At 68.6% G+C, this 20,550-nt stretch carries 24 protein-coding genes; 15 read left to right on the forward strand and 9 right to left on the reverse strand.

From position 1 onward, the window contains the following. Nucleotides 1-70 precede the first annotated feature (70 nt). Entirely contained in the window at nt 71-1,216 is a 1,146-nt protein-coding gene (locus MKK84_RS13425) for an AI-2E family transporter (RefSeq protein WP_243920617.1), read from the forward strand. A gap of 141 nt (nt 1,217-1,357) precedes the next feature. On the opposite strand, the gene MKK84_RS13430 is transcribed toward MKK84_RS13425, so the two are convergent. Further along, the gene (locus MKK84_RS13430; RefSeq protein ID WP_243920404.1) at nt 1,358-2,587 is read right to left on the reverse strand and encodes an amidase; all 1,230 of its coding nucleotides are present in this window, start codon (nt 2,585-2,587) and stop codon (nt 1,358-1,360) included. 109 nt (nt 2,588-2,696) lie between these two features. On the opposite strand from MKK84_RS13430, the gene MKK84_RS13435 reads away from it, so the two are divergent. The 6 genes from MKK84_RS13435 (at nt 2,697) to MKK84_RS13460 (ending at nt 7,974) form a co-directional block, all read left to right on the forward strand. After that, nucleotides 2,697-3,686, forward strand: a complete 990-nt coding sequence (locus MKK84_RS13435) for an extensin family protein (protein ID WP_409566502.1) — start codon at nt 2,697-2,699, stop codon at nt 3,684-3,686. 170 nt (nt 3,687-3,856) lie between these two features. Beyond that, nucleotides 3,857-4,318, forward strand: coding sequence for a hypothetical protein (locus MKK84_RS13440; protein WP_243920408.1), 462 nt, complete (start codon nt 3,857-3,859; stop codon nt 4,316-4,318). 2 nt (nt 4,319-4,320) lie between these two features. Beyond that, the gene (locus tag MKK84_RS13445; RefSeq protein WP_243920410.1) at nt 4,321-4,983 is read left to right on the forward strand and encodes a ribonuclease T2 family protein; all 663 of its coding nucleotides are present in this window, start codon (nt 4,321-4,323) and stop codon (nt 4,981-4,983) included. Between the two features lie 57 nt (nt 4,984-5,040). Further along, nucleotides 5,041-5,889, forward strand: a complete 849-nt coding sequence (locus MKK84_RS13450) for a 23S rRNA (adenine(2030)-N(6))-methyltransferase RlmJ (protein ID WP_243920412.1) — start codon at nt 5,041-5,043, stop codon at nt 5,887-5,889. A gap of 223 nt (nt 5,890-6,112) precedes the next feature. After that, entirely contained in the window at nt 6,113-7,390 is a 1,278-nt protein-coding gene (locus tag MKK84_RS13455; RefSeq protein ID WP_243920413.1) for a porin, read from the forward strand. A gap of 329 nt (nt 7,391-7,719) precedes the next feature. Then, a complete protein-coding gene (locus tag MKK84_RS13460) occupies nt 7,720-7,974 on the forward strand; it encodes a hypothetical protein (protein ID WP_243920414.1) in 255 nt (84 codons plus the stop codon). A 128-nt stretch (nt 7,975-8,102) separates the two neighbouring features. Here MKK84_RS13460 and MKK84_RS13465 read toward each other — a convergent pair whose 3' ends face one another. After that, on the reverse strand, nt 8,103-8,648 hold the full coding sequence (locus MKK84_RS13465) for a GNAT family N-acetyltransferase (RefSeq protein WP_243920619.1): 546 nt from the start codon (nt 8,646-8,648) through the stop codon (nt 8,103-8,105). A 190-nt stretch (nt 8,649-8,838) separates the two neighbouring features. On the opposite strand from MKK84_RS13465, the gene MKK84_RS13470 reads away from it, so the two are divergent. Beyond that, nucleotides 8,839-10,350, forward strand: coding sequence for a peptidoglycan DD-metalloendopeptidase family protein (locus tag MKK84_RS13470; protein ID WP_243920415.1), 1,512 nt, complete (start codon nt 8,839-8,841; stop codon nt 10,348-10,350). A 63-nt stretch (nt 10,351-10,413) separates the two neighbouring features. Here MKK84_RS13470 and MKK84_RS13475 read toward each other — a convergent pair whose 3' ends face one another. Next, nucleotides 10,414-10,767 carry a YidB family protein gene (locus MKK84_RS13475; protein WP_243920416.1) on the reverse strand — a complete coding sequence of 118 codons (354 nt, stop codon included), beginning with the start codon at nt 10,765-10,767 and terminating at the stop codon, nt 10,414-10,416. 152 nt (nt 10,768-10,919) lie between these two features. Here MKK84_RS13475 and MKK84_RS13480 point away from each other — a divergent pair, with 152 nt between their 5' ends. Next, nucleotides 10,920-11,180, forward strand: coding sequence for a hypothetical protein (locus MKK84_RS13480; protein WP_243920417.1), 261 nt, complete (start codon nt 10,920-10,922; stop codon nt 11,178-11,180). 1 nt (nt 11,181) lies between these two features. Here the strand turns inward: MKK84_RS13480 and MKK84_RS13485 are convergent, their stop codons facing one another. Next, nucleotides 11,182-11,589 carry a YidB family protein gene (locus MKK84_RS13485; protein WP_243920418.1) on the reverse strand — a complete coding sequence of 136 codons (408 nt, stop codon included), beginning with the start codon at nt 11,587-11,589 and terminating at the stop codon, nt 11,182-11,184. A 122-nt stretch (nt 11,590-11,711) separates the two neighbouring features. On the opposite strand from MKK84_RS13485, the gene MKK84_RS13490 reads away from it, so the two are divergent. The 6 genes from MKK84_RS13490 to MKK84_RS13515 all read left to right on the forward strand — a co-directional run bounded on the left by MKK84_RS13490 (nt 11,712) and on the right by MKK84_RS13515 (nt 17,143). Next, a complete protein-coding gene (locus MKK84_RS13490; protein WP_243920420.1) occupies nt 11,712-12,593 on the forward strand; it encodes an alpha/beta fold hydrolase in 882 nt (293 codons plus the stop codon). 132 nt (nt 12,594-12,725) lie between these two features. Next, nucleotides 12,726-13,058 (forward strand): preprotein translocase subunit YajC, encoded by a 333-nt coding sequence (gene yajC / locus MKK84_RS13495; RefSeq protein WP_243920422.1) that lies wholly within the window; start codon nt 12,726-12,728, stop codon nt 13,056-13,058. A 57-nt stretch (nt 13,059-13,115) separates the two neighbouring features. Continuing rightward, nucleotides 13,116-14,720 carry a protein translocase subunit SecD gene (gene secD / locus MKK84_RS13500; protein WP_243920424.1) on the forward strand — a complete coding sequence of 535 codons (1,605 nt, stop codon included), beginning with the start codon at nt 13,116-13,118 and terminating at the stop codon, nt 14,718-14,720. Between the two features lie 191 nt (nt 14,721-14,911). Continuing rightward, a complete protein-coding gene (gene secF, locus MKK84_RS13505) occupies nt 14,912-15,853 on the forward strand; it encodes a protein translocase subunit SecF (RefSeq protein WP_243920426.1) in 942 nt (313 codons plus the stop codon). A gap of 13 nt (nt 15,854-15,866) precedes the next feature. After that, nucleotides 15,867-16,265 (forward strand): Mth938-like domain-containing protein, encoded by a 399-nt coding sequence (locus tag MKK84_RS13510; protein WP_243920428.1) that lies wholly within the window; start codon nt 15,867-15,869, stop codon nt 16,263-16,265. After that, the gene (locus tag MKK84_RS13515; RefSeq protein WP_243920430.1) at nt 16,265-17,143 is read left to right on the forward strand and encodes a phytoene/squalene synthase family protein; all 879 of its coding nucleotides are present in this window, start codon (nt 16,265-16,267) and stop codon (nt 17,141-17,143) included. The genes MKK84_RS13510 and MKK84_RS13515 overlap by 1 nt, the downstream gene beginning before the upstream one ends. A gap of 17 nt (nt 17,144-17,160) precedes the next feature. On the opposite strand, the gene MKK84_RS13520 is transcribed toward MKK84_RS13515, so the two are convergent. The 5 genes from MKK84_RS13520 to serS are packed head-to-tail and all read right to left on the reverse strand — an operon-like array spanning nt 17,161 to nt 20,548. After that, a complete protein-coding gene (locus MKK84_RS13520; protein WP_243920432.1) occupies nt 17,161-17,499 on the reverse strand; it encodes a DUF6883 domain-containing protein in 339 nt (112 codons plus the stop codon). Beyond that, a complete protein-coding gene (locus tag MKK84_RS13525; protein ID WP_243920434.1) occupies nt 17,496-17,747 on the reverse strand; it encodes a DUF4926 domain-containing protein in 252 nt (83 codons plus the stop codon). Before MKK84_RS13525 ends, MKK84_RS13520 begins: the two co-directional genes overlap by 4 nt. A gap of 46 nt (nt 17,748-17,793) precedes the next feature. Continuing rightward, nucleotides 17,794-18,441 carry a protein-L-isoaspartate O-methyltransferase family protein gene (locus tag MKK84_RS13530; protein ID WP_243920435.1) on the reverse strand — a complete coding sequence of 216 codons (648 nt, stop codon included), beginning with the start codon at nt 18,439-18,441 and terminating at the stop codon, nt 17,794-17,796. Continuing rightward, the gene (surE, locus tag MKK84_RS13535; RefSeq protein WP_243920437.1) at nt 18,438-19,202 is read right to left on the reverse strand and encodes a 5'/3'-nucleotidase SurE; all 765 of its coding nucleotides are present in this window, start codon (nt 19,200-19,202) and stop codon (nt 18,438-18,440) included. Before surE ends, MKK84_RS13530 begins: the two co-directional genes overlap by 4 nt. Next, nucleotides 19,202-20,548, reverse strand: a complete 1,347-nt coding sequence (gene serS / locus MKK84_RS13540) for a serine--tRNA ligase (protein ID WP_243920439.1) — start codon at nt 20,546-20,548, stop codon at nt 19,202-19,204. The genes surE and serS overlap by 1 nt, the downstream gene beginning before the upstream one ends. Nucleotides 20,549-20,550 lie beyond the last annotated feature (2 nt).

A 20,550-nucleotide genomic window follows, 5' to 3' on the forward strand; every position in this document is an offset into this window, starting at 1 on the left:
ATACCGCGCCGCGCGCACTTGACCCCGGGTGGTACCGCGGCGTTCGTGGAGCCGCACTGCGGGAGCGATGATGTTGGACAGGAAGCTTCAGGACGTCGAGGGCCCGGCCAGGCCGTGGCGCGGTGCGGCGCCGCTCGCCGCCTCGGGTATTGCGGTCGTCTGCTTCGCGGCGGCGCTTGCGCTGGCCTGGATGTCGGTGGGGACGCTGCTGCTGATTTTCGCCGGCGTGCTGTTAGGCGTCTTCCTCGACGGTCTGACGCGCGGGCTCGGCCATGTCGTGCCCCTGCCCCGGGGTTTGCGGCTGACCATCGCCAGTCTCGCCGTCGCGATCGCGGTTCTGGCCTTCGGATCCTACGGCGGCGCCACGATCGTGCAGCAGGGACGCGACCTGGGCACCACGATCAAGGATCAAGCCGGAACGGTGACCGGCTGGCTCTCCGCGCGCGGCATCGATGTGCCGTCTTTCGCGCCACAGGGCGGCGGCAAGGACGGCTCGACCGAATCCGGCCAGCGAGAGGGCGGGCTCGGCGGTCTCGCCAACGGCCTCCTGAAGGGAAGCGGCTCGATCGTCTCGGATGCCGGCAGCGTGCTGGGACCGGCGGCCGCGGTGATCCTCGGGCTGTTCGACGCGCTGGGCAATGTCCTGGTGATCGCCTTCCTGGGGCTCGCCTTCGCGGCCGACCCGAAAGCCTACCGGGACGGCGTCGTCCGTTTCGTCCCGCCGCAGAAGCGCTGGCGGGCGAGCCAGGTCCTCGATGGGGCGGGCGAGACCCTGCGGCACTGGCTGTTCGGCCAGCTGATCATCATGGCGGTGATCTTCCTGTGCACCTGGGCTGGGCTGGCCTTCCTGGGGATCGGCGGTGCGCTGATTCTCGGCCTCCAGGCCGGCCTGCTCGCCTTCGTGCCCACTGTCGGCCCCCTCGTGGCGGGGCTCGTGATCGTGCTGGCTGCGCTGGCCTCCGGCACCAAGGCGGTGATCGGTGCGATCGGCGTCTACCTCGCCGTGCAGTGCCTGGAGAGCTACGGCCTGACGCCGTTCATCCAGAAGCGCGCCCTCGACATCCCCCCAGCCACGATCTTCGCCGGGCAGCTGATCCTCGGCGTGATCTTCGGCCTCTGGGGCATCGCCCTGGCCCTGCCGCTGATGGCGGTGATCAAGGTGCTGCTGGAGCAGCTCTACGTCGAGGACACCCTCCACGAGCAGCCGAGCACGTAAACTTCTGGTTTCGAAAGGTCCGTGACCTTTCGCGGGTGCAGGGCAGAGCCTTGCCGGGTTCGGGCGAAGCCCGATCGTCTGGGCTCCACCCCGACACCCCGCCGAAGGGCTCAGCCCTTCGGGAGCCCTTGGTATGCCGTGCTAGCGCAGGGCGTCCTCGAGCATCCGGGCCACGGCCAGGGCGCGCCCGTCGTCGCCGAAGCGGCCGATGACCTGGACGCCGATCGGAAGCCGGTCGCCCGGTACCGGTACGTTCACGCAGGGCACGCCCATCAGCGTCCAGAGCTGGTTGAAGCGCGGATCGCCGGTCGCGGCGAGCGTCGCGGGGGCCGGTCCCGGGGCCGAGAAGGTCAGGATCGCGTCGTAATTCGCGAACAGGTCCTTCAGCACCCTTCGGGCCCGGTGGGCATGGCGGCGGGCATCGTCATACGCGGCCGGCGCGATCGCGGCGCCGGCATAGAGATGCGCCCGGACGAGCGGCGGGAGGGCTTCGGCCTGTGTGTCGTACTCCCAGGCCAGCGCCAGCCGACCTTCGTAGTTCTGGATGATCCGATGGCGCTCCCAGGCCTCGGCCAGCTCCGGCGGCAGAGCAAGGTCGGTGACGTGCGCGCCGGCGCGCTCGGCCGCCTGTCGGGCCCGCGCCAGGGCGGCCTCGGCCTCCGGCTCCGGCGCTTCGGCGAAATCCTGTCGGACGAGGCCGATGCGGGGCGCGGATCCCGTCTCCGCCCCCTCGATCTGCGGTCGGCCGGTCACCAGCGCCAGGGCGTGCGCGACATCCGCGACGCCGGCAGCGAACAGGCCGACCGTATCGAGCGCCCAGGAATAGGTCTTCACCCCCACGGTCGGGATCAGCCGGAACGAGGGCTTCACCGCCGCGCAGCCGCAATAGCTCGCGGGCCGGATCACCGAACCCGCCGTCTGGGTGCCCAGCGCCAGCGGCAGCAGCCCGGCGCCGACCGCCGCAGCCGACCCGGCCGAGGATCCCCCGGGCGTGTGGCCGGGATCGTGCGGGTTGACGGTTTCCGTCGGATCGCTGCTGGCGAAGGCCGTGGTGGTGGTCTTGGCAAGCGCCACCGCGCCGAGGCCTTTTAGCCGTGCCACCACGGCGGAATCCCCCCGCGGGTGCCAGCCCTGGTAGATCGGCGAGCCCATCTGGGTCGGCAGGCCGGCGCTGTCGATGATGTCCTTCACGCCCACCGCGATCCCGGCGAGCGGCCCCATCTCCGGGACCGTGGGTGCCGCGTCGAGGGTGACGAAGGCGCGCAATTCCGGCTCCCGGGCAGCGATCGCCGCCCGGCAGAGATCGATCGCGCCCGCGGGCGTCAGGGTGCCGGCAGCGATGCGGGCGCGGAGATCGAGGAGCGAGAGCATTTTGTATTCAGTGCTCTGGACGGGGCCTCTGTCAACTCAGTCACGGGTCCCGGCATTCGGGAAACGGCGTTGACGAACGCTTTACGGGACCATGCGCATCGTCCGTGTCATGTGGCGTGGCGTATCCCTGATTTCGGCCCTGGCGCTGTTCGGCGCAGGGCTCACCGCGTGCTCGATCAATCATTTCGAGCGGCGCGAGCCGTGGCGCGACCAGGCGGAGCAGGTCTGCCTGGCCAAGAAGCTGGTGGAGCCCACCGAGTTCATCACGCCGGTGGCGGCGATGGACGGTCCGGGTCCCTGCGGCATGCAGCAGCCGTTCCGGGTGACGCGGCTCGGCGGCGGCTCCGTGCTGATGAAGCAGCGCATGACCCTTGGATGCCCGGCGCTCGCCGAGGCCGAAGCTTGGCTCGCCGACACGATCCAGCCCGCCGCCAACCTGTATTTCGGCGTGCCGGTGGCCGAGATCAACGCGGGCTCCTACTCCTGCCGAGGCCGCAACAATCAGCCCGGGGCGAAGCTTTCCGAGCACGGGTTCGGCAACGCCATCGACGTCATGTCGGTCAAGCTCGCCGACGGCCACGTGATCACCGTCAAGGGCGGGTGGCGCGGTACGGAGGCCGAGCAGGCCTTCCTGCGCGAAATTTTTCTGGGCGCCTGCCAGCGCTTCTCGACGGTGCTGGCGCCTGGCTCGAACGTGTTCCACTACGACCACATCCACGTGGACCTCGCCCGGCACGACCCGCGGGGCCTGAGGCGGATCTGCCAGCCCCTGATCAAGTTCACGCCGCAGCTCGGCACGGGCGCCGAACGGCCCCTGTCGCGCCCGGTGCCGCCGCCGCACCAGCCCGCCGCCCCGCAGGCCCCGGTGGATATCGAGGAGGACGATCCCTACGGCGTCGCGCCGATGTCGAAAGCGGCAAGCCCGACGCAGGTCGCCCGCGCTCCGGCACGCCTGCCGGCGGCGACGGCCTACACGTCGGCGCCGCCGGTCCGATCCGCGCCCCGTGTCGCAACCGCCGCTCCGGAGGAGCCCACAGGGGCCTACGACGAGCCGCTCCAGCTCGGGGCGCCGTCGCCCGGCACCGGGCCGATCTACTGAGGTTGCTTCTTGCTGCACGGGGGATCGTCGGCATAGCCGTCGACTCACTGTAGCGGCGACGCCGCACCGCCCGTCAAAAGGGCTTTTCTGGCGCAGCGAGAGCTTGACTGGCGGGCCTGCCGAGTCATCGTCCTGGGATGCAGGACCGTACATCCGCCGAGGCTCGCGCCATGCGTTCGATCCGTCACGGCCTCGCCCTCGGGCTGGCCCTCATCGCGCTGGCGCAGCCGGCGCTCGCCCGCTCGGCGCGCGAAGATATCGAGCCCGCCGAGGAGCGGGTCTTCCCGTTCGATGCGCAGATCCCAGCCTGTCAGGATCCCTCGGTGCTGGAGCGGGTCTCGACCAACTTCGCCGAGAAGGAGGCGAAGTTCTGGAACTCGTCGATGACGATCCTGTCGTTCGACACGATCGAGCGCACCGCGTGGCGGCCCTGGGGGCTGGACACCTATCCGCGCCGGTTCTGCACCGCGACCGTGACAACGTCCGACGGTATGCGCCGCAAGGTCGATTACTCCGTGCGCGAGAGCCTCGGCATCATCGGCGCAACCTGGGGCGTCGAGTTCTGCGTCCACGGGCTGGACCGCGAACTTGCCTACGCCTACGCCACCGCCTGCCGGATGGCGCGTCCCTGACCATGCGGGGGCTCGCAGCCTGCCTCGCCGGCCTGCTGATCGCCGGGCCGGCCCTCGCTCAGGATTACGGCGGCTTCGCCCGACGTGGCAGCCCCGGCGAATTCGACTTCTACGTGCTGGCCCTGTCGTGGTCCCCGACCTACTGCGCGGGCACCGGCGAGCGCCGGGACGACGTCCAGTGCGCGCCGGGCCGCGGGCTCGGCTTCGTGGTCCACGGGTTGTGGCCGCAATACAGCCGAGGCTACCCCGAGAACTGTTCCGCCGTGGTGCGCGCACCGACCCGGCAGGCGATCGAGGTGGCCGGGCAGGTCTATCCGAGCGAGGGCCTTGCCCGCTACGAGTGGCGCAAGCACGGGACCTGCTCGGGCCTCGATCCGGCGGCCTATTTCGCCGCCGCCCGGGACGCGCGGCTGACCGTGACGATCCCGGATGGCCTCAAGGGCGGTGGCCCGTCGCAGACGCTGGCGCCGATCGAGATCGCCCGCCAGTTCGTCGCCGCCAATCGCGGCCTGCGCCCCGACATGATGGCGGTCACCTGCACCCGGGGGCAGTTGCAGGAGGTGCGGATCTGCTTCGGCGAGGATCTTAAGGGGTTCACCTCCTGCCCCGAGGTCGCCCGCAGCAATTGCCGTGCGCCTGAAATCTCCCTCGACGCCGCACGCTGACTTTTTTCGACCGCAGGCGCTGGACCCGGGCCGCCGGATCCGCTTCACCGCGACCTCATGAATTATCGGCACGCCTTCCACGCCGGCAACCATGCCGACGTGCTCAAGCATCTCGTCCTGGCGCGGGTGCTCGATCATCTGCGCCTCAAGGACAAGCCGTTCCGGGCGCTCGACGCCTTCGCGGGGCTCGGCGTCTACGACCTCACGGCCGACGAGGCATCCCGCACCGGCGAGTGGCGGGACGGCTGGGGCCGCATGGAAGAGTCCTTTCCGCCCGCCGTCGAGGCGCTGCTCGCGCCCTATCGGGCCGCGGTGGCGGCGGTGCAGGCGCGCCACGGCGCAACCGCCTATCCCGGCTCGCCCGCCGTGATCCGCGAGGCCCTGAGGCCCGGCGACAAGGGTGTGTTCGTCGAACTGCATCCGGCCGATGCCGCGACCCTGCGGGCGCGCTACGAGCGCGATCCGCGCACGAAGGTGATGAGCCTCGACGGCTGGACCGCCGTCAACGCCCAGATCCCGCCCCCCGAGCGGCGCGGTCTCGTGCTGATCGACCCGCCCTACGAGGTGCCCGGCGAAATCGAACGGCTCGGTTCCCACGTCGCCCGGGCGGTGGCGAAGTGGCCGACCGGCGTGTTCCTGGCGTGGTACCCGATCAAGGATGCGGCCGCCCTCGATCGCATGGTCGGCGAGCTCGATGCCGCCCTGCCCCGCCCGGCGCTCCGCCTCGACCTGCTGATCGACCGGCCGGACGATCCGACCCGACTCACCGGCAGCGGCTTGATCGTCGTCAATCCGCCTTGGCGCCTCGCCGAAGAGGCTCTGCTGTTCCTGCCAGCGCTCGCCGAACGTCTGGCTCGACAGGACTTCGGAGGGTTTCGCTGTGATTCGATCGGCGCGCGGAGCTGAAGCCGCAGAATTCGCGCGACTTTTATGAGGTGCTGATCCGGGCCCGCAGGCTAAGGGACCTGCCGATCCCGTTTTTGTTGCGTCAAAGACACATTTGAGCGGTATCGGTCCGCCGCGATGTTAAAATGCTCAAAAAATATGCAACTGCCGTATGTTTGATTTTGTGTCATTTGCTGGTCGATGTCAGCTTGACCGTAGACGAACCACAACGAGCGGCGACATCATGCTGACCCGATCCACCCTGTCCGGCCTTGCCGCTGTCCTGCTGTCCTCGACCAGTCTCCTGGCGGCCGATCTGGCTGCGCCGGCTCCCGTGCCCGTGGCGCCCCCGGCCGAGCCATGCAAGGCGACGCTCCTCGGCCCGACCTACGGCGGCGTGATCAAGGCGAACCCGAACCCGACCTGCTTCGCCGCGGGCCCGCTGGGCGACCTCTATGTCGGCGGCGCCGTGACGGGTTACGGCTACACGCAGACCAATCCGTTCAAGTCGTTCGCGACGCCGGCGGCGCCCGATGATCGCGATCGCTCCGCGCGGTTCGACTTCTCGAACATCCAGGGCGTCATCCAGAAGCCTGAGGGCGCGTTCCAGTTCTACATCCAGGCCGGCGGCTACTCGATCCCGCAGCTCGGCTTCCCGACCCTCGGCACCTTCACGCAGACCGACCTGCTGTTCGGCCCGGTCCCGGTCGCCTTCGGCAAGATCCAGATCAACGACGAGTGGTCGATCCAGGGCGGCCGGCTGTTCACCTTGATTGGCAGCGAGTTGCTGTTCACCTACCAGAACCTGAACATCAACCGCGGCCTCCTGTTCGTGCAGGAGAACTTCATCAACCAGGGCGTTCAGGTGAACTACAGCAGCGGCCCGCTCTCGGTGTCGCTGGCCGGGACGGATGGGTTCTTCTCCAACGAGATCACGTGGTTCACCGGAAACGTCGCCTACAAGCTCGACGACTACAACACGATCGGCGTGAACGGCGGCCTCAACCTCGGCCGGACGAACTCCTTCGCCCGGAGCGCGCGCTACCAGTTCGCGACGCCCGGCTTCCAGCAGAACAGCGGCATCTTCGACATCAACTACACCTACGCGAATGGTCCGTGGATCATCTCGCCGTACTTCCAGTTCACCAACGTCGAGCGCGATCCGCGCGTGGGCATCAACGCCTCCGCGTCGACCTACGGCGGCGCCCTGCTGGCGGCCTACTCGTTCACCGACAACTTTTCTCTGGCGGGCCGCGTCGAATACACGGAGCAGACCGGCGTGCGGGGCGGATCGACCCCGAACCTCCTGGGCTTCGGCGCGGGCAGCAACGCCTTCTCGGTGACCGTGACGCCGACCTTCACGTTCGACCGGTACTTCTTCCGGGTCGAGTACGCGCATGTCGAACTCGGCAACATCACCCGCGGCAACCTCGCGGAGGGGAGCCTGGGCACCGGTTTCGGCCGGACCGGTAACCGCACCTCCCAGGACCGCTACATGGTCGAGACCGGCATCACCTTCTGATCCGCGACCTAGACCGGCCGCTTCGGCGGCCGCAAGAAGCCCCCGTCCACGAGACGGGGGCTTTTTTAATTTAATATGTTGTGGTTTTTCGCATGTGGCTACCAATACGCGGCGTATTTCATCCATATTATCGTAGATTATGAGATGTATTTCATCCGGTATTGCATTTTTGCGCTTAGTAAAAAAACGATGTGTGGATGATCACTTGAACGCCCATGCCGATGTCATGTACTTCTCCTCGCTGTCGGGCTGCGGCCGGATCAGGAAACTTGGAGATGTTCGTGATGGAGGCTTTGTCCGCCACCCTTTGGAGCTTGGCTGTGCCGGGCATGACGCCGAAGGCGCTGCGCGCGGCCGTCCGCGAAAAGCATCCCGAGGCTTCGAAGAAGGATATCGTGCGCGCGGCCTTCTATGCGCTGATCGAGGCGCGGTCTCAGGACAACCAGACCGTAGACGCACTCCACCAGTTCGCTCTGGCCGAGCGGATACCGTCCGACGAGCCGCCCATGACGATCGGCAAGCGGCGGAAGAACAAGCAGCGCCAGGCCGTCGAATCAGCCGTCGCCGAGGCCGCCGCGGCTTGAGCAGCCCGCACATTGAAGCGCCCGGTCTTGTGACCGAGTGCGAGAGCCGTGCTTGATCTCGTACGGCTCTCAGTTCCCGATGTGACGCGCTCTCCGCCGTACCGATGGCCGCGTCGTTGCAGAGCGGTCTAGGTCCGCCGGAGCAGCCGCCGGCCTGGCCGATGGCCCTCCTCACCCGTGTCGCGGAAGCCGAGTTTCTCCAGAAGCCCCCAGGACGCGACGTTGGCGGGGCGGCATTCCGCCACGATGGTGCGACTCGGAAAGCGTCTCACGAGGAGGTCGATGATCGCCGAGACCGCCTCGAACGCGAAGCCGCGTCCGCGCGCGGCGCCGCCGATCCAGTAGCCGATCTCGATCACCCCGGCGCCGCGCAGATGCGTGCCGACGACGCCGACAAGGTCACCCCCGACGGACCCCGTTGCGGAGTCTGTTCCGCGCATCCAGGCTCCCAGGAAGCGGTCCTGTCCCCGCCGCCCGCTCAGGATCAGATCCTGGGCGTCCTGCAGGGTGAAGTGCGTCGGCAGAAAATCCACCGCCGCGGTGATCGCCGGATCGTCCGTGAGCCGGCGCACGGCGTCGGCATCCTCAGGCTGCAGCGCCACGATCGACAGGCGTGAAGTGTCGATCCCGGGCAGGTCGCTGAGGGTGGCGCGGGCGGCGCGGATGGTAAACATCCCACCGAGATGGGGTGCCGGACGGTGCAGAAAAGGCACGGTCAGGCCCCCCGCGATCATCCTGAAATGGGCCACGAATACAGCGCCGCCCTTGGTAAGAGGCATGCAGTCGTGCGGAACGGGAACGGTTGCTTAACCTGAATCCGTCTTCATTGGGGCATCAAGTTGCGTCAGGCAAACGGGTGCGTCGATGCGGGTGCGCGGTAAGGGTCGGATGTTGCGGACGCTGTCGCGGGTCGCCCTCATCGGTATCATCGGTGGGGCGGCAGCCGCCTGTTCCTCGGACGCATCGCGCCTGAGCAACCCGTTCTCAAATCCGTTTGATTCGGAGCCCGCTGCCACCGGCAGCCTGCCGGACGGTGGCCTCAAGTCGGTGCCTCCGGTCCGCACCGGCCGGATCCAGTCGGAGGCGCTGAGTGCCCCCGGGGCACCGCGCAGCGCCAGCGTTGCGGCGCCGATCCAGCCCCATGCCTCGGCGCCCGCGACCCGCGTCGCGTCGACCGGTCAGGTCGGCTGGAACGCCCAGGGCGGCACCCAGATCACCGTGTCGCAGAACGACAGCTTGAACCAGATGTCGACCCGCTACGGCGTTCCCGCCTCGGCGATCCTGTCGGCCAACGGCCTGACCAGCGCGAACCAGATCACCCCCGGCCGGCAGATCGTGATTCCGGTCTACAACGCCTCGGGCATGAACCCGGCCGCCGCTCCGATGACCGCCCGCCCGGCCCGGGCGGCGGAGGAGAAGCGCGAGGATTCCAAGCAGGTCGACGGCAAGCTGGCCGCCAAGCGCGAGGAAGCGGCCCGAGAAGCGAAGCGCGAAGAGGCCAAGCGCGAAGAGGCCAAGCGCGACGAGGCTAAGCGCGAGGAGGCCAAGGAGGCCGTCAAGGAAGCGGCCAAGCGGGCCGCCGACAAGGAGACAGAGCGCAAGGAAGCGCTGGCGCGCGATGCCGCCGCCCGTAAGGTCGCCGACACCAAGTCCCGCAAGGAGACCGTGAAGGAAGCCGCAAAGGTGGACGCGAAGGCGGACGACAAGCCGCGTCACGTCCGCCCGGGGCAGGTTGCTAAGGCCGACGAGAAGAAGCCGGACCCGAAGGCCGACGCGAAGGCCAAGGCCGAAGCGAAGGCGATGGAGGCCAAGGCTGAAGCCAAGGCCGCCGCGAAGGCCGAGGCGACCCAGAAGCTCGCCGAGGCCAAGGCCGCCAAGGAGGCCGCGCAGAAGGCCGCAGCCGCCGAGAAGGTTGAGAAGGTTGCGGCCAAGGAGGCGCCGAAGGCTGCCGCGCCCGCCGCTCCGGCGAAGCCCGAGCCCGCTGCCACCGGTTCGGTCGCCGACGCCTCCGAGAGCTTCCGCTGGCCCGCGAAGGGCCGGGTGATCTCGGGCTACGGCACCTCCGGCAACGAGGGCATCAACATCGCCGTGCCCGAGGGGACGCCGGTCAAGGCCGCCGAGGAGGGCACCGTCGCCTATGCCGGTTCGGACGTGAAGGGCTATGGCAAGCTGGTGCTGGTGCGTCACGCCAACGGCTACGTCTCGGCCTACGCCCATAACGGCGAGCTCGACGTGAAGCCGGGCGAGAAGGTCAAGCGCGGTCAGGTGATCGCCAAGTCCGGCGCATCGGGTAACGTGACCTCGCCCCAGCTGCACTTCGAGATCCGCAAGGGCGGCGCGCCGGTCGACCCGATGTCCCAGCTCGCCAGCAACTGAGCGGCCCATTCCGATCACAGCGAGCGGCGGCCCCGAGGGGCCGCCGTTTTCGTTTCCGAAGGCTCAGGCCTTCGGAACCTGCAGCGTCCCGTCGGGGCTGTGGTGATCCACCGCCTGCGGCAACGCCTCGGCCAAGGCTGGGAACAGCTGATCGATCGGGATGCCGAGCTTCTGTGCCATCTGGCGAACCTGCTCGTTGTCCAAGACCTTGTGCAGGTCGTCCGCGGTGATCGGCTCGTTCGGGCCGCGGCCGAGCCAGGAATTCACCTGGCTCTCGTAGCCGGAGCGGCGCAGCTGATCGAGCAGCGCGTTGAGGCCGCCTGGCAGCACCTGCTGGATGAGGCCGGGCAAGGCCTTCATCGCCATCTGGCCCAGCGAGCCGCCAAACGCGCCGCCAAGTGAGTCGAGCAAGCTCATGCGGGTCCCCCGTCGATCGATCGGTCCGATATCAGTCTAGGGCAGTTTGCCGACGGGGGGAGGTCGGCGCCGCGTGAACCGCAATTTAGTCGACAGCGCCAAAGGCTTGGGCCGGAATGCCGACCCGGTTCCCGCTCCCTGGTCGCCCGGTCATGAGATGCCTCGCCCCGTCCCTGCTGCTCGCGCTCTGGGCAAGCGCGGCTTTGGCGTTGCCGGCCGAGACCGCCCGGCCGACAACGCACGACCGCGCCCTCACGGACGCGGTGTTCGTCCGCCCAGTTTACGGCACCTACCGGCATTGCGGTGGCGCCTGCCTCAAGAGCGGCGAGCTGTCCTGGTTCTGCTTCCAGAAGCAGAGCTGCTACCTGAGCTGTGCGACTGCCCCGCCCCTGATGCGATGCGCCGTCCCGTAGCTCAGCGGATCTGCGTGCTGAAATTCGGCTGCGGCTTCAGCGTACCGTTCTCACTCTGCGCCGCCACCGCGGCCGGCAGGAACTCCGCGAGGGCGGTGGCCACCCGCCCCTCGGGGATGCTGAGGTCGTAGGCCAGACGCTTGGTGACCGCGTCGGGCAGGCAGGTTGCGACGGCGGAGGCCGAAACGCCCTGCCGTTCCTCGGGCAATGCCCCCGCCTTCAGCCAGGAATCCACTGCCCCGCCGTGGCCGGTCTCGCGCAGGCGGTCGAGGAAGGCCACGAGGCCGCCGGGATAAAATTTTGCCAGCGCCAAGGTCAGCTTGCCGCTGCCGGTATCCTCCAGGGCGCGGTCCATTGCGGCCACGACATCGCCGATCAGGTTCTTCGCACCATCCAGCAGGCCCATCATCTTCCCCCGTCACGCTTGCGTTGCGTGTCGGAAGGTCGGGCGCAAAACGCTGCCGGCAAGCGCATGCAGCGGATCCACGGCGGATCACGTAAGTTACGCTGCACGAAGCAGCGAGATTCATCATGAAAACCGTGTGCGCCGGCGTGCTCGAGGTCGCCTATCGAGAAGCCGGACCGCCGGACGGACCGGCTGCCGTGCTGCTCCACGGCTTCCCCTACGATGTCCACGCCTACGACGTCGTGGCCGAGCAACTCGCCGCTGCCGGCGTGTGCTGCCTGATCCCATACCTGCGCGGCTATGGTCCGACACGCTTCCTGGATGCCGCCACGCCGCGCTCGGGCGAGCAGGCTGCGCTCGGAGCGGATCTCCTCGCCTTCCTCGATGCCCTCCACATCGACCGTGCCGTGCTCGCCGGCTACGATTGGGGCGGCCGGGCGGCCTGCGTGGTCTCGGCCCTGTGGCCGGAGCGGTCCAAGGGTCTGGTGAGCTGCGGCGTCGGCTACAACATCCAGAACATCCCCGGCTCCGGGAGGCCCGTCGCGCCGGAGGCCGAGCATCGGCTCTGGTATCAATACTACCTCCACGGCGAGCGGGGCCGCGCCGGGTTGACGGCCAACCGCGACGCCTTCTGCCGCCTGCTCTGGCAGCTCTGGTCGCCGAGCTGGGCCTTTGACGCTGAGACCTTCGCGCAGACGGCCCGGTCTTTCGACAATCCCGATTTCGTGGACGTAGTGGTCCATTCCTACCGCCACCGCTTCGGCCTCGTGCCGGGTGATCCGGCCTTCGTCGAGATCGAGGCGCGGCTGGCGGCACAGCCGGAGATCGCGGTGCCGTCGATCGTGCTGCTCGGCGCCGATGACGGTGTCGGTCCGCCGCCCGCGACCGACACCGATGCTCACCACTTCACCGGCCCCTATCGGCGTGAGATCGTCGCGGGGGTGGGCCACAACTTTCCGCAGGAGGCGTCGGACGCCTTCGCGGCGGCGGTGAAGGGGCTCCTCTGAGGACCGCACAGGGGTCCGTCGCTTCGACGTTGCTTTCGGGAAGCCCCTGGCTATAGTCCGCGCGCTTTTCGATAGGTCTGTCAGCGCCGAAAACCGGCGGCAGGCCCGATCGCCATTTGCAGGAGACGCTCGTTGATCACCCCCGCCTTCGCGCAAGGGGCCGCTACGGCCGCTGGCGGAGCGGAGATCGCCTTTCAGGTGATCCCGTTCGTCTTGATCTTCGTGATCATGTATTTCCTGATCCTGCGACCGCAGCAGAAGCGGGTCAAGGACCACCAGACCCTGCTGAAATCCGTGCGCCGGGACGACACGGTCGTCACCAATGGCGGCCTCATCGGTCGCGTGACCAAGGCGTCGGACGACCAGCCCGAGATCGAGGTGGAGATCGCCCCGAACGTCCGCGTGCGGGTCGTCCGGTTGATGATCTCCGAGGTCCGCGCCAAGGGCACCGTGAAGGCCGCCTGAGCTCCCGGTTGAAACGGCCGGCGTAACGCGCCGGCCCATAAGAGAAAAAGACGGCCGATGCTGCGCTTCTCCCGTGCGAAGATCATCGCGACGCTGGGCCTGATCCTGGTGGGGCTGATGCTCGCCGTGCCGAGCTTCTTCTCCCCCGAGCAGCGCAAGGGCTTCGTCGCCAGCCTGCCGCCGTGGTTCCCCGCCTGGATCGTGCCGACACGCGCCATCGTGCTCGGCCTCGACCTGCAGGGCGGCTCGCAACTGCTGCTTGAGGTCGATCAGAACGAGCTGATCGCCTCCCAGGCCAAGGCCCTGCGCGACGACGTGCGCCGGGTGCTTCAGCAGGAGAACGTCCGCGCCGATGGCGGCATCGGCCTGCTTCAGCGCGGCGTGCAGGTTAAGATCGCGGATGACGCGGCTCGAGCCAAGGCGCTGCCGAAGCTGCAGGAATTATCGCTGCCGATCACCACGTCGATCGGCCAGACCGCCGCCCGTACCCTCGACGTCACCGAGCAGCCCGGCGGCCTGATCCGCCTGACGCTGACCGATGCGGGCATCACCGATCGCACCCGGCGGGCCGTCAGCCAGGGCATCGAGGTCATCCGGCGCCGCCTGGATTCCACCGGCACCACCGAGCCGTCGATTCAGCAGCAGGGCGCCGACCGGATCCTGATCCAGGTGCCGGGCGAACAAAATCCGGAGCGCCTGGAAAAACTCCTCGGCTCCACCGCCAAGCTTGAATTTCGCATGCTCGCCGACAGCCCGTCCGGCGACGTCGACATGTTGCCCTCCAAGGACGAGAAGGGCGCCAAGGTCCCGGTCGAGCGCCGGGTGATGGCCGATGGCGGCGAGCTGACCGACGCGCAGCCGTCCTTCGACCAGCAGTCCCACGAGCCGATGGTGAGCTTCAAGTTCAACCTGCGCGGGGCGCAACGCTTCGGTCAGGCGACCTCGGAGAATGTCGGCCGGCGCATGGCGATCGTGCTCGACAACGAGGTGGTGTCGGCCCCCGTGATCCGTTCGGCGATCACCGGCGGCTCGGGCCAGATCACCGGCAACTTCACGGTCCAGCAGGCCAACGACCTGTCGGTTCTGCTCCGGGCCGGCGCGCTGCCGGCGAAGTTCACCGTGGTCGAGCGCCGCGTCGTCGGCCCCGGCCTTGGCCGCGACTCCATCCAGGCCGGCAAGCTCGCGACCCTGGTGGCGGCAGCCCTCGTGGTCGCCTTCATGTTCGCGACCTACGGCACCTTCGGCTTCATCGCCAACATCGCCCTCATGGTCCATGTGGGGCTGATCCTGGGCCTGATGTCGGTGCTTGAAGCTACTATGACCCTGCCCGGCATCGCCGGCATCGTGCTCACCATCGGTACCGCGGTGGACTCCAACGTGCTGATCTACGAGCGCATGCGCGAGGAGCAGAGGGCCGGCCGTTCGCTCATCTCGGCACTCCAGGCCGGATTCGACCGGGCCTTCGCCACCATCATCGACTCGAACTCGACTATGGCGATCGCCGCCCTGATCCTGTTCTTTCTCGGCTCGGGCCCGGTGAAGGGGTTTGCGGTCGTCTTCATCCTCGGCATCCTGACCACGGTCATCACGGCGGTGACGCTGACCCGGATGATGATTGCGGTGTGGTACAAGACCTTCCGACCGAAGGCCCTGCCGTTCTGATTTTTTTGGAGGGTCGACGAAGGAAGCGCGGGTGGCGCGACGGACAGCCTCTCCCGTGCGGGAGAGGGTTGGGGCGAGGGATCAGGTCTCTTCGGAGAGGTCGCACCCCTCACCCTGCCCCTCTCCCTCACGGGAGAAGAGACCCGCGCCCCGGCTTCCTGCGTCGCGGCTCCTGTAGAAGAGACACGACCATGCGCCTGCTCCGCCTCTGGCCCGATGAATCGCATTTCGATTTCATGCGATTCCGGCGCTTCACCTTCCCGCTCTCGGCGCTGCTCTCGCTCGCCACGGTGGCGCTGTTCCTGACGATCGGGCTGAATTTCGGCATCGACTTCAAGGGCGGCACCCTGGTGGAGCTGCAGGCGAAGTCCGGCACGGCCGATGTCGCAGGGATCCGGCATACGGCCGTCGGCTTCGGCTTCGGTGAGCCGGAGGTGCAGGAACTCGGCAACCAGGGCACCGTGCTGGTCCGCCTGCCGCTCCAGCCCGGCGAGCAGGGTCAGACCGCGGTGATGAACAAGGCGCACGCCGCCTTCGACAAGGATTACGACTTCCGCCGCACCGAGACCGTCGGCCCGCGCGTCTCCGGCGAGCTGGTCCAATCCGGAACGCTCGGCGTCGTGCTCTCCGTCGTGGCGGTGCTGCTCTACCTCTGGTTCCGGTTCGAGCGGGAACTGGCGCTCGGCGCCATCGTGGGCACGCTCCACGACATCGTGCTGACGGTCGGCGTGTTCATCATCACCCGCATCGAGTTCAACATGACCTCGATCGCGGCGATCCTCACCATCGTGGGCTACTCGCTGAACGAAACGGTCGTGGTGTTCGATCGGACCCGCGAGCTGATGCGCCGGTACAAGACCATCCCCACCGTCGACCTGCTCAACCTGTCGATCAACTCGACCATGTCGCGCACGGTGATGACCTCGATCTCGTCCGGCCTGTCGCTGCTGGCGCTCGTGCTGTTCGGCGGTGAGGCGATCAAGGGCTTCGCCACCGTGATGCTCTGCGGCGTTCTGATCTGCACCTACTCGGCGATCTTCATCTCGACTCCGGTGTTGATCTATCTGGGGCTGATGCTCTCGGGGGCCCGCGCGGCGTCGGAGCGCTCCGGCGTCCCGCAACCGGCGGAGTAGTTCGTTTTCCGCGATGGCCGATCAGGCAAATCCGAAGACCTTCGACTCCGGCTTCGTGCCGGGGCGCCACATCATCGACACCTACGGCAATGGCGGCTTCCGCTTTGCCGGGATGTCGCATCGCGGCTCGATCCTGATGCTGCCCTCCGGCGTGCGCGCCTGGGACGTGACGGAGCCGCGGGGCATCGACCGGACGGCGCTGCGCCCGGTCCAGGCCGAGGCGGCGGGGATCGAATTGTTGCTGGTCGGCACCGGCCTCGACATCGCGGCGATCGATCCGGCCCTGCGCGGCTGGCTCAAGGATTTCGGGGTCGGCCTCGACGTGATGCAGACCGGGGCCGCGGCCCGCACCTACAACATCCTGGTGGCCGAGAACCGCAAGGTTGCCGCCGCCCTGATCGCGGTGGCCTGATGCCGGAGGTGGAGGGCCAGACCGCCGAGACCGGGCTCGCCTTCGCGCAGTCCCATTGCGAGGGCCTCGTGCGGGATGGTGATCCGGACCGCTACTACGCCACGCTCTTCGCCCCAGCCTCTGCCCGCCCGCACCTCTTCGCCCTCTACGCCTTCTCGCTGACCATCGCGCGGGTGCGCGAGGCCGTCTCCACCCCGATGGCCGGGGAGATCCGCCTGCAATGGTGGCGCGATGCCCTCCAGGGCGAGGCGCGGGGCGACGTCCGCGCCAACCCGGTGGCGGCGGCATTGGAAGAGGCGATCCGGGTGAACCGCCTCGGCCGCCAGCCCTTCGTCGACCTGATCGATGCCCGGGTGTTCGACCTCTACGAGGATCCGATGCCCCGGGTGAACGACCTGGAGGGCTATTGCGGCGAGACCGCCTCGGCGCTGTTCCGGCTGGCGAGCCTCGTGATCGGCAACGGCATCGAGCCGGGCGGCGCGGGGGCTGCCGGGCATGCCGGCGTCGCGTACGGCATCACCGGCTTGCTGCGCGCCCTGCCCTGGCACGCCCGATCGGGGCAGGTCTACCTGCCGGCCGAGATCCTCGATCGCTACGGCGTCACCCGCGAGGACATCGTCACCGGCCGTGGTGGCCCCGGCCTGCTCCGGGCCTGCGCCGACCTGCGCGCCCTCGCCCGGCAGCACCTGAAGGCCTTCGAGGCGGCGCGCCTTACCATCGCGCCCTCGGCCGGCGCCGCGTTCCTGCCGGTCGCCTTGGTGGATTTGTATCTCGCCGCCATGGAGCGGGCCTCCTACGACCCGCTCAACACGCTCGTGGAACTCCCGCGCTGGCGGAGGCTGTGGCGCTTGTGGTGGGCGGCGCGGCGGATTGGGTGAGCGGTGGCCAGTTGCGCTCAGGTCATCGGTACGGCCGTGACGAAATGGGCGTGCCCTTTCGCGTCTATGCGCCAGACCGTTCGGATACGCGGGGCACGCCCGTCCGGCATGATGATGGCTCCCTCGAAGATCAATTTGACGTCCCCGCGCGTCGAGACCGTCTCGCCGACGAAGGAGGTCTCGGTCGGATGATCGAGCAGTGCTGACGAGAGCGAGAGCGGCTCGCCGAGATGGAAGCCGAAGCGCTTGAAGAACCGCGCCTTGGAGCCGCCTTCGATGTGGGATTCGTCGAGCAGATATCCGTCGATCTTGCGCGGGTCGAGCGACCAGCTCCGCGGCCAGTCCGGACGGCTCAAGCGTTCGCCCGCTTCACGAGGCGGAGGTCTGTCGCCTCGACGGTAGCGAGCGCGCCGGCCGGCTCCGCGAACTCGACCTCGTAGGCCTCGCCATCACGCCAGATTCCGACGATCGTGCCCTCGGACCCCGCCTCCATCGTGACGCCGTCATCCGTCATCGCGGCGGCTTTCAAGGCCACCCGATCGAGGTCCCGGAGGTCCGATCGCAGCTCGTTGCGTCTGACGATGTAATGCGCGTCGACGGTCATGCCGGCAGGATGACCAGTCGGCCGCCGCGGCACAAGAGGCACTCGATCAGAGAAGCCGCGCCAGCCCCGGCATCAACGCCGCGAGACGCACCGCCGGGCCGGGCTCCGCTTCTGCCTGGGGCGAGGCCAGCACGGCGGCCCGGCACAGCTCGGCGCCGCTGAGGCCCGTCACCAACCGTCCGCCGGGTTCGAGCGCCGCGCGCCAGTGCGGCGGGATCGCCGCCACGCTGCCGTGCACGAGGATCCGGTCGAAGCCGCCATCCGGCAGCTCCGGTGCCAGCCCATCCGCCCGCACGACATGCGCCTCCGGCAGCGCCGCGAGCCGCCGCGTTGCCTCGACGGCGAGCGTCACCGAACGCTCCAGGCTCAGCACCGCGCCGGCCCCGAGCCGGGCGAGCAACGCCGTCACGTAGCCCGAGCCGGTGCCGATCTCGAGCACGCGCTGGCCCGGCTCGATCCGCAGCAAAGCCAGCATCACCGCCACCGTCGAGGGCGCCGTCATGGAGGCGCCGCAGGGCAGCGGCAGGGCGATGTCCCGCCTTGCATGCTCCCGGTACTGCTGGGGCGCGAAGGCCTCCCGCGGCACCTGCTCCATCGCCCGCAGCACCGCGGTGTCGCGCAGGCCCCGACCCCGGAGCGCCATCACGAAGGCCGCGTTCCCGGCAGCCGCCTCCAGGCTGCCCAGATCGATCACTCGGCAAACGCCTGCGCGAAGCGGGTCAGGGTCGGCTCGTCGGTGAGATCGAGGCGCAGGGGCGTCACCGAGATCCGCTTCTCGGCGATGGCCTTGAGATCCGAGCCGTGGCCGGGCTCGAACCGGGCCTTGGCGAAGGCCAGCCAGAAATACGGGTTGCCGCGCCCGTCGACGCGCGCGTCGATCGACAGCAGCGCCTGGTTGCGGAAGCCCTGCGCCGCCACCGCGATGCCCTGCACGTCGGCCGGCTCGCAATCCGGAAAGTTCACGTTGACCAGTATGCCGGGCTCGATCCCGGTCTCCAGGATCTTTTTGATGACTTCCGGCCCGTGCGTCCGCGCGCAATCCCACTTGAGGGCGCCGCGCCCGCCCGCCCCGTAGGCCTGGCTCATCGCGATCGAGCGGATGCCCAGGATCGTCCCCTCCATGGCGGCCGCGATCGTGCCCGAATAGGTTACGTCCTCGGCGACATTCTGGCCGCGGTTCACCCCCGACAGGACGAGGTCCGGCCCGTGATCGGCCAGGATGTGGCGCACGCCCAGGATCACGCAGTCCGACGGCGTGCCCTTCACGGCGAAGCGCTGCTCCGAGACCTGCCGCAGCCGCAGCGGGTCGTTGAGCGAGAGCGAGTGCGAGACGCCCGATTGGTCGCTCTCCGGCGCCACGACCCAGACGTCGTCCGAGAGTTCCCGGGCGATCTCCTCCAGGGTGGCAAGGCCCGGCGCGTGGATGCCGTCGTCGTTGGTGACCAGGATGCGCATCAGCGGGTGCCCTCGATCCGGTTGAGCCCGCCCATGTAGGGGTGGAGCACCGACGGGATCGTGATGCTCCCGTCCGGGTTCTGGTAGTTCTCCATCACGGCGATGAGCGCGCGGCCGACGGCGACGCCCGAACCGTTCAGGGTGTGCACGTAGGCCGGCTTGCCGTCCTTGCCGCGGTAGCGGGCATTCATCCGCCGCGCCTGGAACTCGCCGCAGACCGAGCACGAGGAAATCTCGCGGTGGGTGCGCTGGCCAGGCACCCAGACCTCGATGTCGTAGGTCTTTTGGGAGGCAAAGCCCATGTCGCCGGTGCAGAGGGTCATCACCCGGTAGGGCAGATCCAGCTTCTTCAGGACCGCCTCGGCGCAGGTCAGCATCCGCTCGTGCTCGTTGGCGGATTCTTCGGGCGTCGTGATCGAGACCAGCTCGACCTTGTTGAACTGGTGCTGGCGCAGCATGCCGCGCGTGTCCCTCCCCGCCGCTCCGGCCTCGGCCCGGAAGCACGGGGTGAGCGCGGTGAAGCGCAGGGGGAGTTCTTCTTCGCGGAGGATCGACTCACGCACGAGGTTGGTTAGCGGCACCTCGGCGGTGGGAACGAGCCAGAAATGCTCGTCGCTGACCGGCGCGGCCTCCGCGTCGGCCTGCCCCTGCAGCGCCTTGACGTAGTCGAGGCCCTTGAAGACCGAGAACTGATCGTCCTCGAATTTCGGCAGCTGCGCGGTGCCGAACATCGCGGCATCGCGCACCAGCACGGGTGGCGCCACCTCCAAGTACCCATGCTCCTGCGTGTGCAGGTCGAGCATGAACTGGCCGAGCGCCCGCTCCAGCCGGGCGAGCTGGCCCTTCAGCACCACGAAGCGTGAGCCGGACAGCTTGGCCGCCGCCTCGAAATCCATCAGGCCGGCCGCCTCGCCGAGTTCGAAATGCTCCTTGCCCTCGGTCAGCCGCTCGCGGGTGGAGGCGTGGCTGCGATAGAGGACGTTGCCGTGCTCGTCGGCGCCCTCTGGCACGTCGGCTTTCGGCCGGTTCGGGATCGCGGCAAGCCGGTCCGCCAGCGCCGTGTCGGCCGCGTCCTGTGCCGCCTTCAGCTCCGGCTCGGCCGCCTTCAGCGCAGCGACCTCCGCCATCAGTGCGGCCGCGCGCGCCTCATCCTTGGCCTTCTTGGCGCCGCCGATTTCCTTGGCCAGCGCGTTGCGCCGCTCCTGGTTGGCCTGCGCGGCCGAGACCGATGATTTCCGCGCCTCGTCCAACGCGATCAACGCGGCCGAGAGCGGCGCGAGGCCCCGGCGGGCGAGGTCGCGGTCGAAAGCGTCCGGGTTCTCCCGGAGGGCGCGGATGTCGTGCATCG

The organism is Methylobacterium sp. E-065, from assembly GCF_022829605.1.
Lineage (GTDB): Bacteria > Pseudomonadota > Alphaproteobacteria > Rhizobiales > Beijerinckiaceae > Methylobacterium.

Bases quoted from the DNA above. Each gene is read 5' to 3' on its own strand.
- MKK84_RS13425 (WP_243920617.1), top strand. From the start codon at position 71: ATGTTGGACAGGAAGCTTCAGGACGTCGAGGGCCCGGCCAGGCCGTGG.
- MKK84_RS13430 (WP_243920404.1), bottom strand. From the start codon at position 2,587: ATGCTCTCGCTCCTCGATCTCCGCGCCCGCATCGCTGCCGGCACCCTG.
- MKK84_RS13435 (WP_409566502.1), top strand. From the start codon at position 2,697: ATGTGGCGTGGCGTATCCCTGATTTCGGCCCTGGCGCTGTTCGGCGCA.
- MKK84_RS13440 (WP_243920408.1), top strand. From the start codon at position 3,857: ATGCGTTCGATCCGTCACGGCCTCGCCCTCGGGCTGGCCCTCATCGCG.
- MKK84_RS13445 (WP_243920410.1), top strand. From the start codon at position 4,321: ATGCGGGGGCTCGCAGCCTGCCTCGCCGGCCTGCTGATCGCCGGGCCG.
- MKK84_RS13450 (WP_243920412.1), top strand. From the start codon at position 5,041: ATGAATTATCGGCACGCCTTCCACGCCGGCAACCATGCCGACGTGCTC.
- MKK84_RS13455 (WP_243920413.1), top strand. From the start codon at position 6,113: ATGCTGACCCGATCCACCCTGTCCGGCCTTGCCGCTGTCCTGCTGTCC.
- MKK84_RS13460 (WP_243920414.1), top strand. From the start codon at position 7,720: ATGACGCCGAAGGCGCTGCGCGCGGCCGTCCGCGAAAAGCATCCCGAG.
- MKK84_RS13465 (WP_243920619.1), bottom strand. From the start codon at position 8,648: ATGTTTACCATCCGCGCCGCCCGCGCCACCCTCAGCGACCTGCCCGGG.
- MKK84_RS13470 (WP_243920415.1), top strand. From the start codon at position 8,839: ATGCGGGTGCGCGGTAAGGGTCGGATGTTGCGGACGCTGTCGCGGGTC.
- MKK84_RS13475 (WP_243920416.1), bottom strand. From the start codon at position 10,767: ATGAGCTTGCTCGACTCACTTGGCGGCGCGTTTGGCGGCTCGCTGGGC.
- MKK84_RS13480 (WP_243920417.1), top strand. From the start codon at position 10,920: ATGAGATGCCTCGCCCCGTCCCTGCTGCTCGCGCTCTGGGCAAGCGCG.
- MKK84_RS13485 (WP_243920418.1), bottom strand. From the start codon at position 11,589: ATGATGGGCCTGCTGGATGGTGCGAAGAACCTGATCGGCGATGTCGTG.
- MKK84_RS13490 (WP_243920420.1), top strand. From the start codon at position 11,712: ATGAAAACCGTGTGCGCCGGCGTGCTCGAGGTCGCCTATCGAGAAGCC.
- secD (WP_243920424.1), top strand. From the start codon at position 13,116: ATGCTGCGCTTCTCCCGTGCGAAGATCATCGCGACGCTGGGCCTGATC.
- secF (WP_243920426.1), top strand. From the start codon at position 14,912: ATGCGCCTGCTCCGCCTCTGGCCCGATGAATCGCATTTCGATTTCATG.
- MKK84_RS13510 (WP_243920428.1), top strand. From the start codon at position 15,867: ATGGCCGATCAGGCAAATCCGAAGACCTTCGACTCCGGCTTCGTGCCG.
- MKK84_RS13515 (WP_243920430.1), top strand. From the start codon at position 16,265: ATGCCGGAGGTGGAGGGCCAGACCGCCGAGACCGGGCTCGCCTTCGCG.
- MKK84_RS13525 (WP_243920434.1), bottom strand. From the start codon at position 17,747: ATGACCGTCGACGCGCATTACATCGTCAGACGCAACGAGCTGCGATCG.
- surE (WP_243920437.1), bottom strand. From the start codon at position 19,202: ATGCGCATCCTGGTCACCAACGACGACGGCATCCACGCGCCGGGCCTT.
- serS (WP_243920439.1), bottom strand. From the start codon at position 20,548: ATGCACGACATCCGCGCCCTCCGGGAGAACCCGGACGCTTTCGACCGC.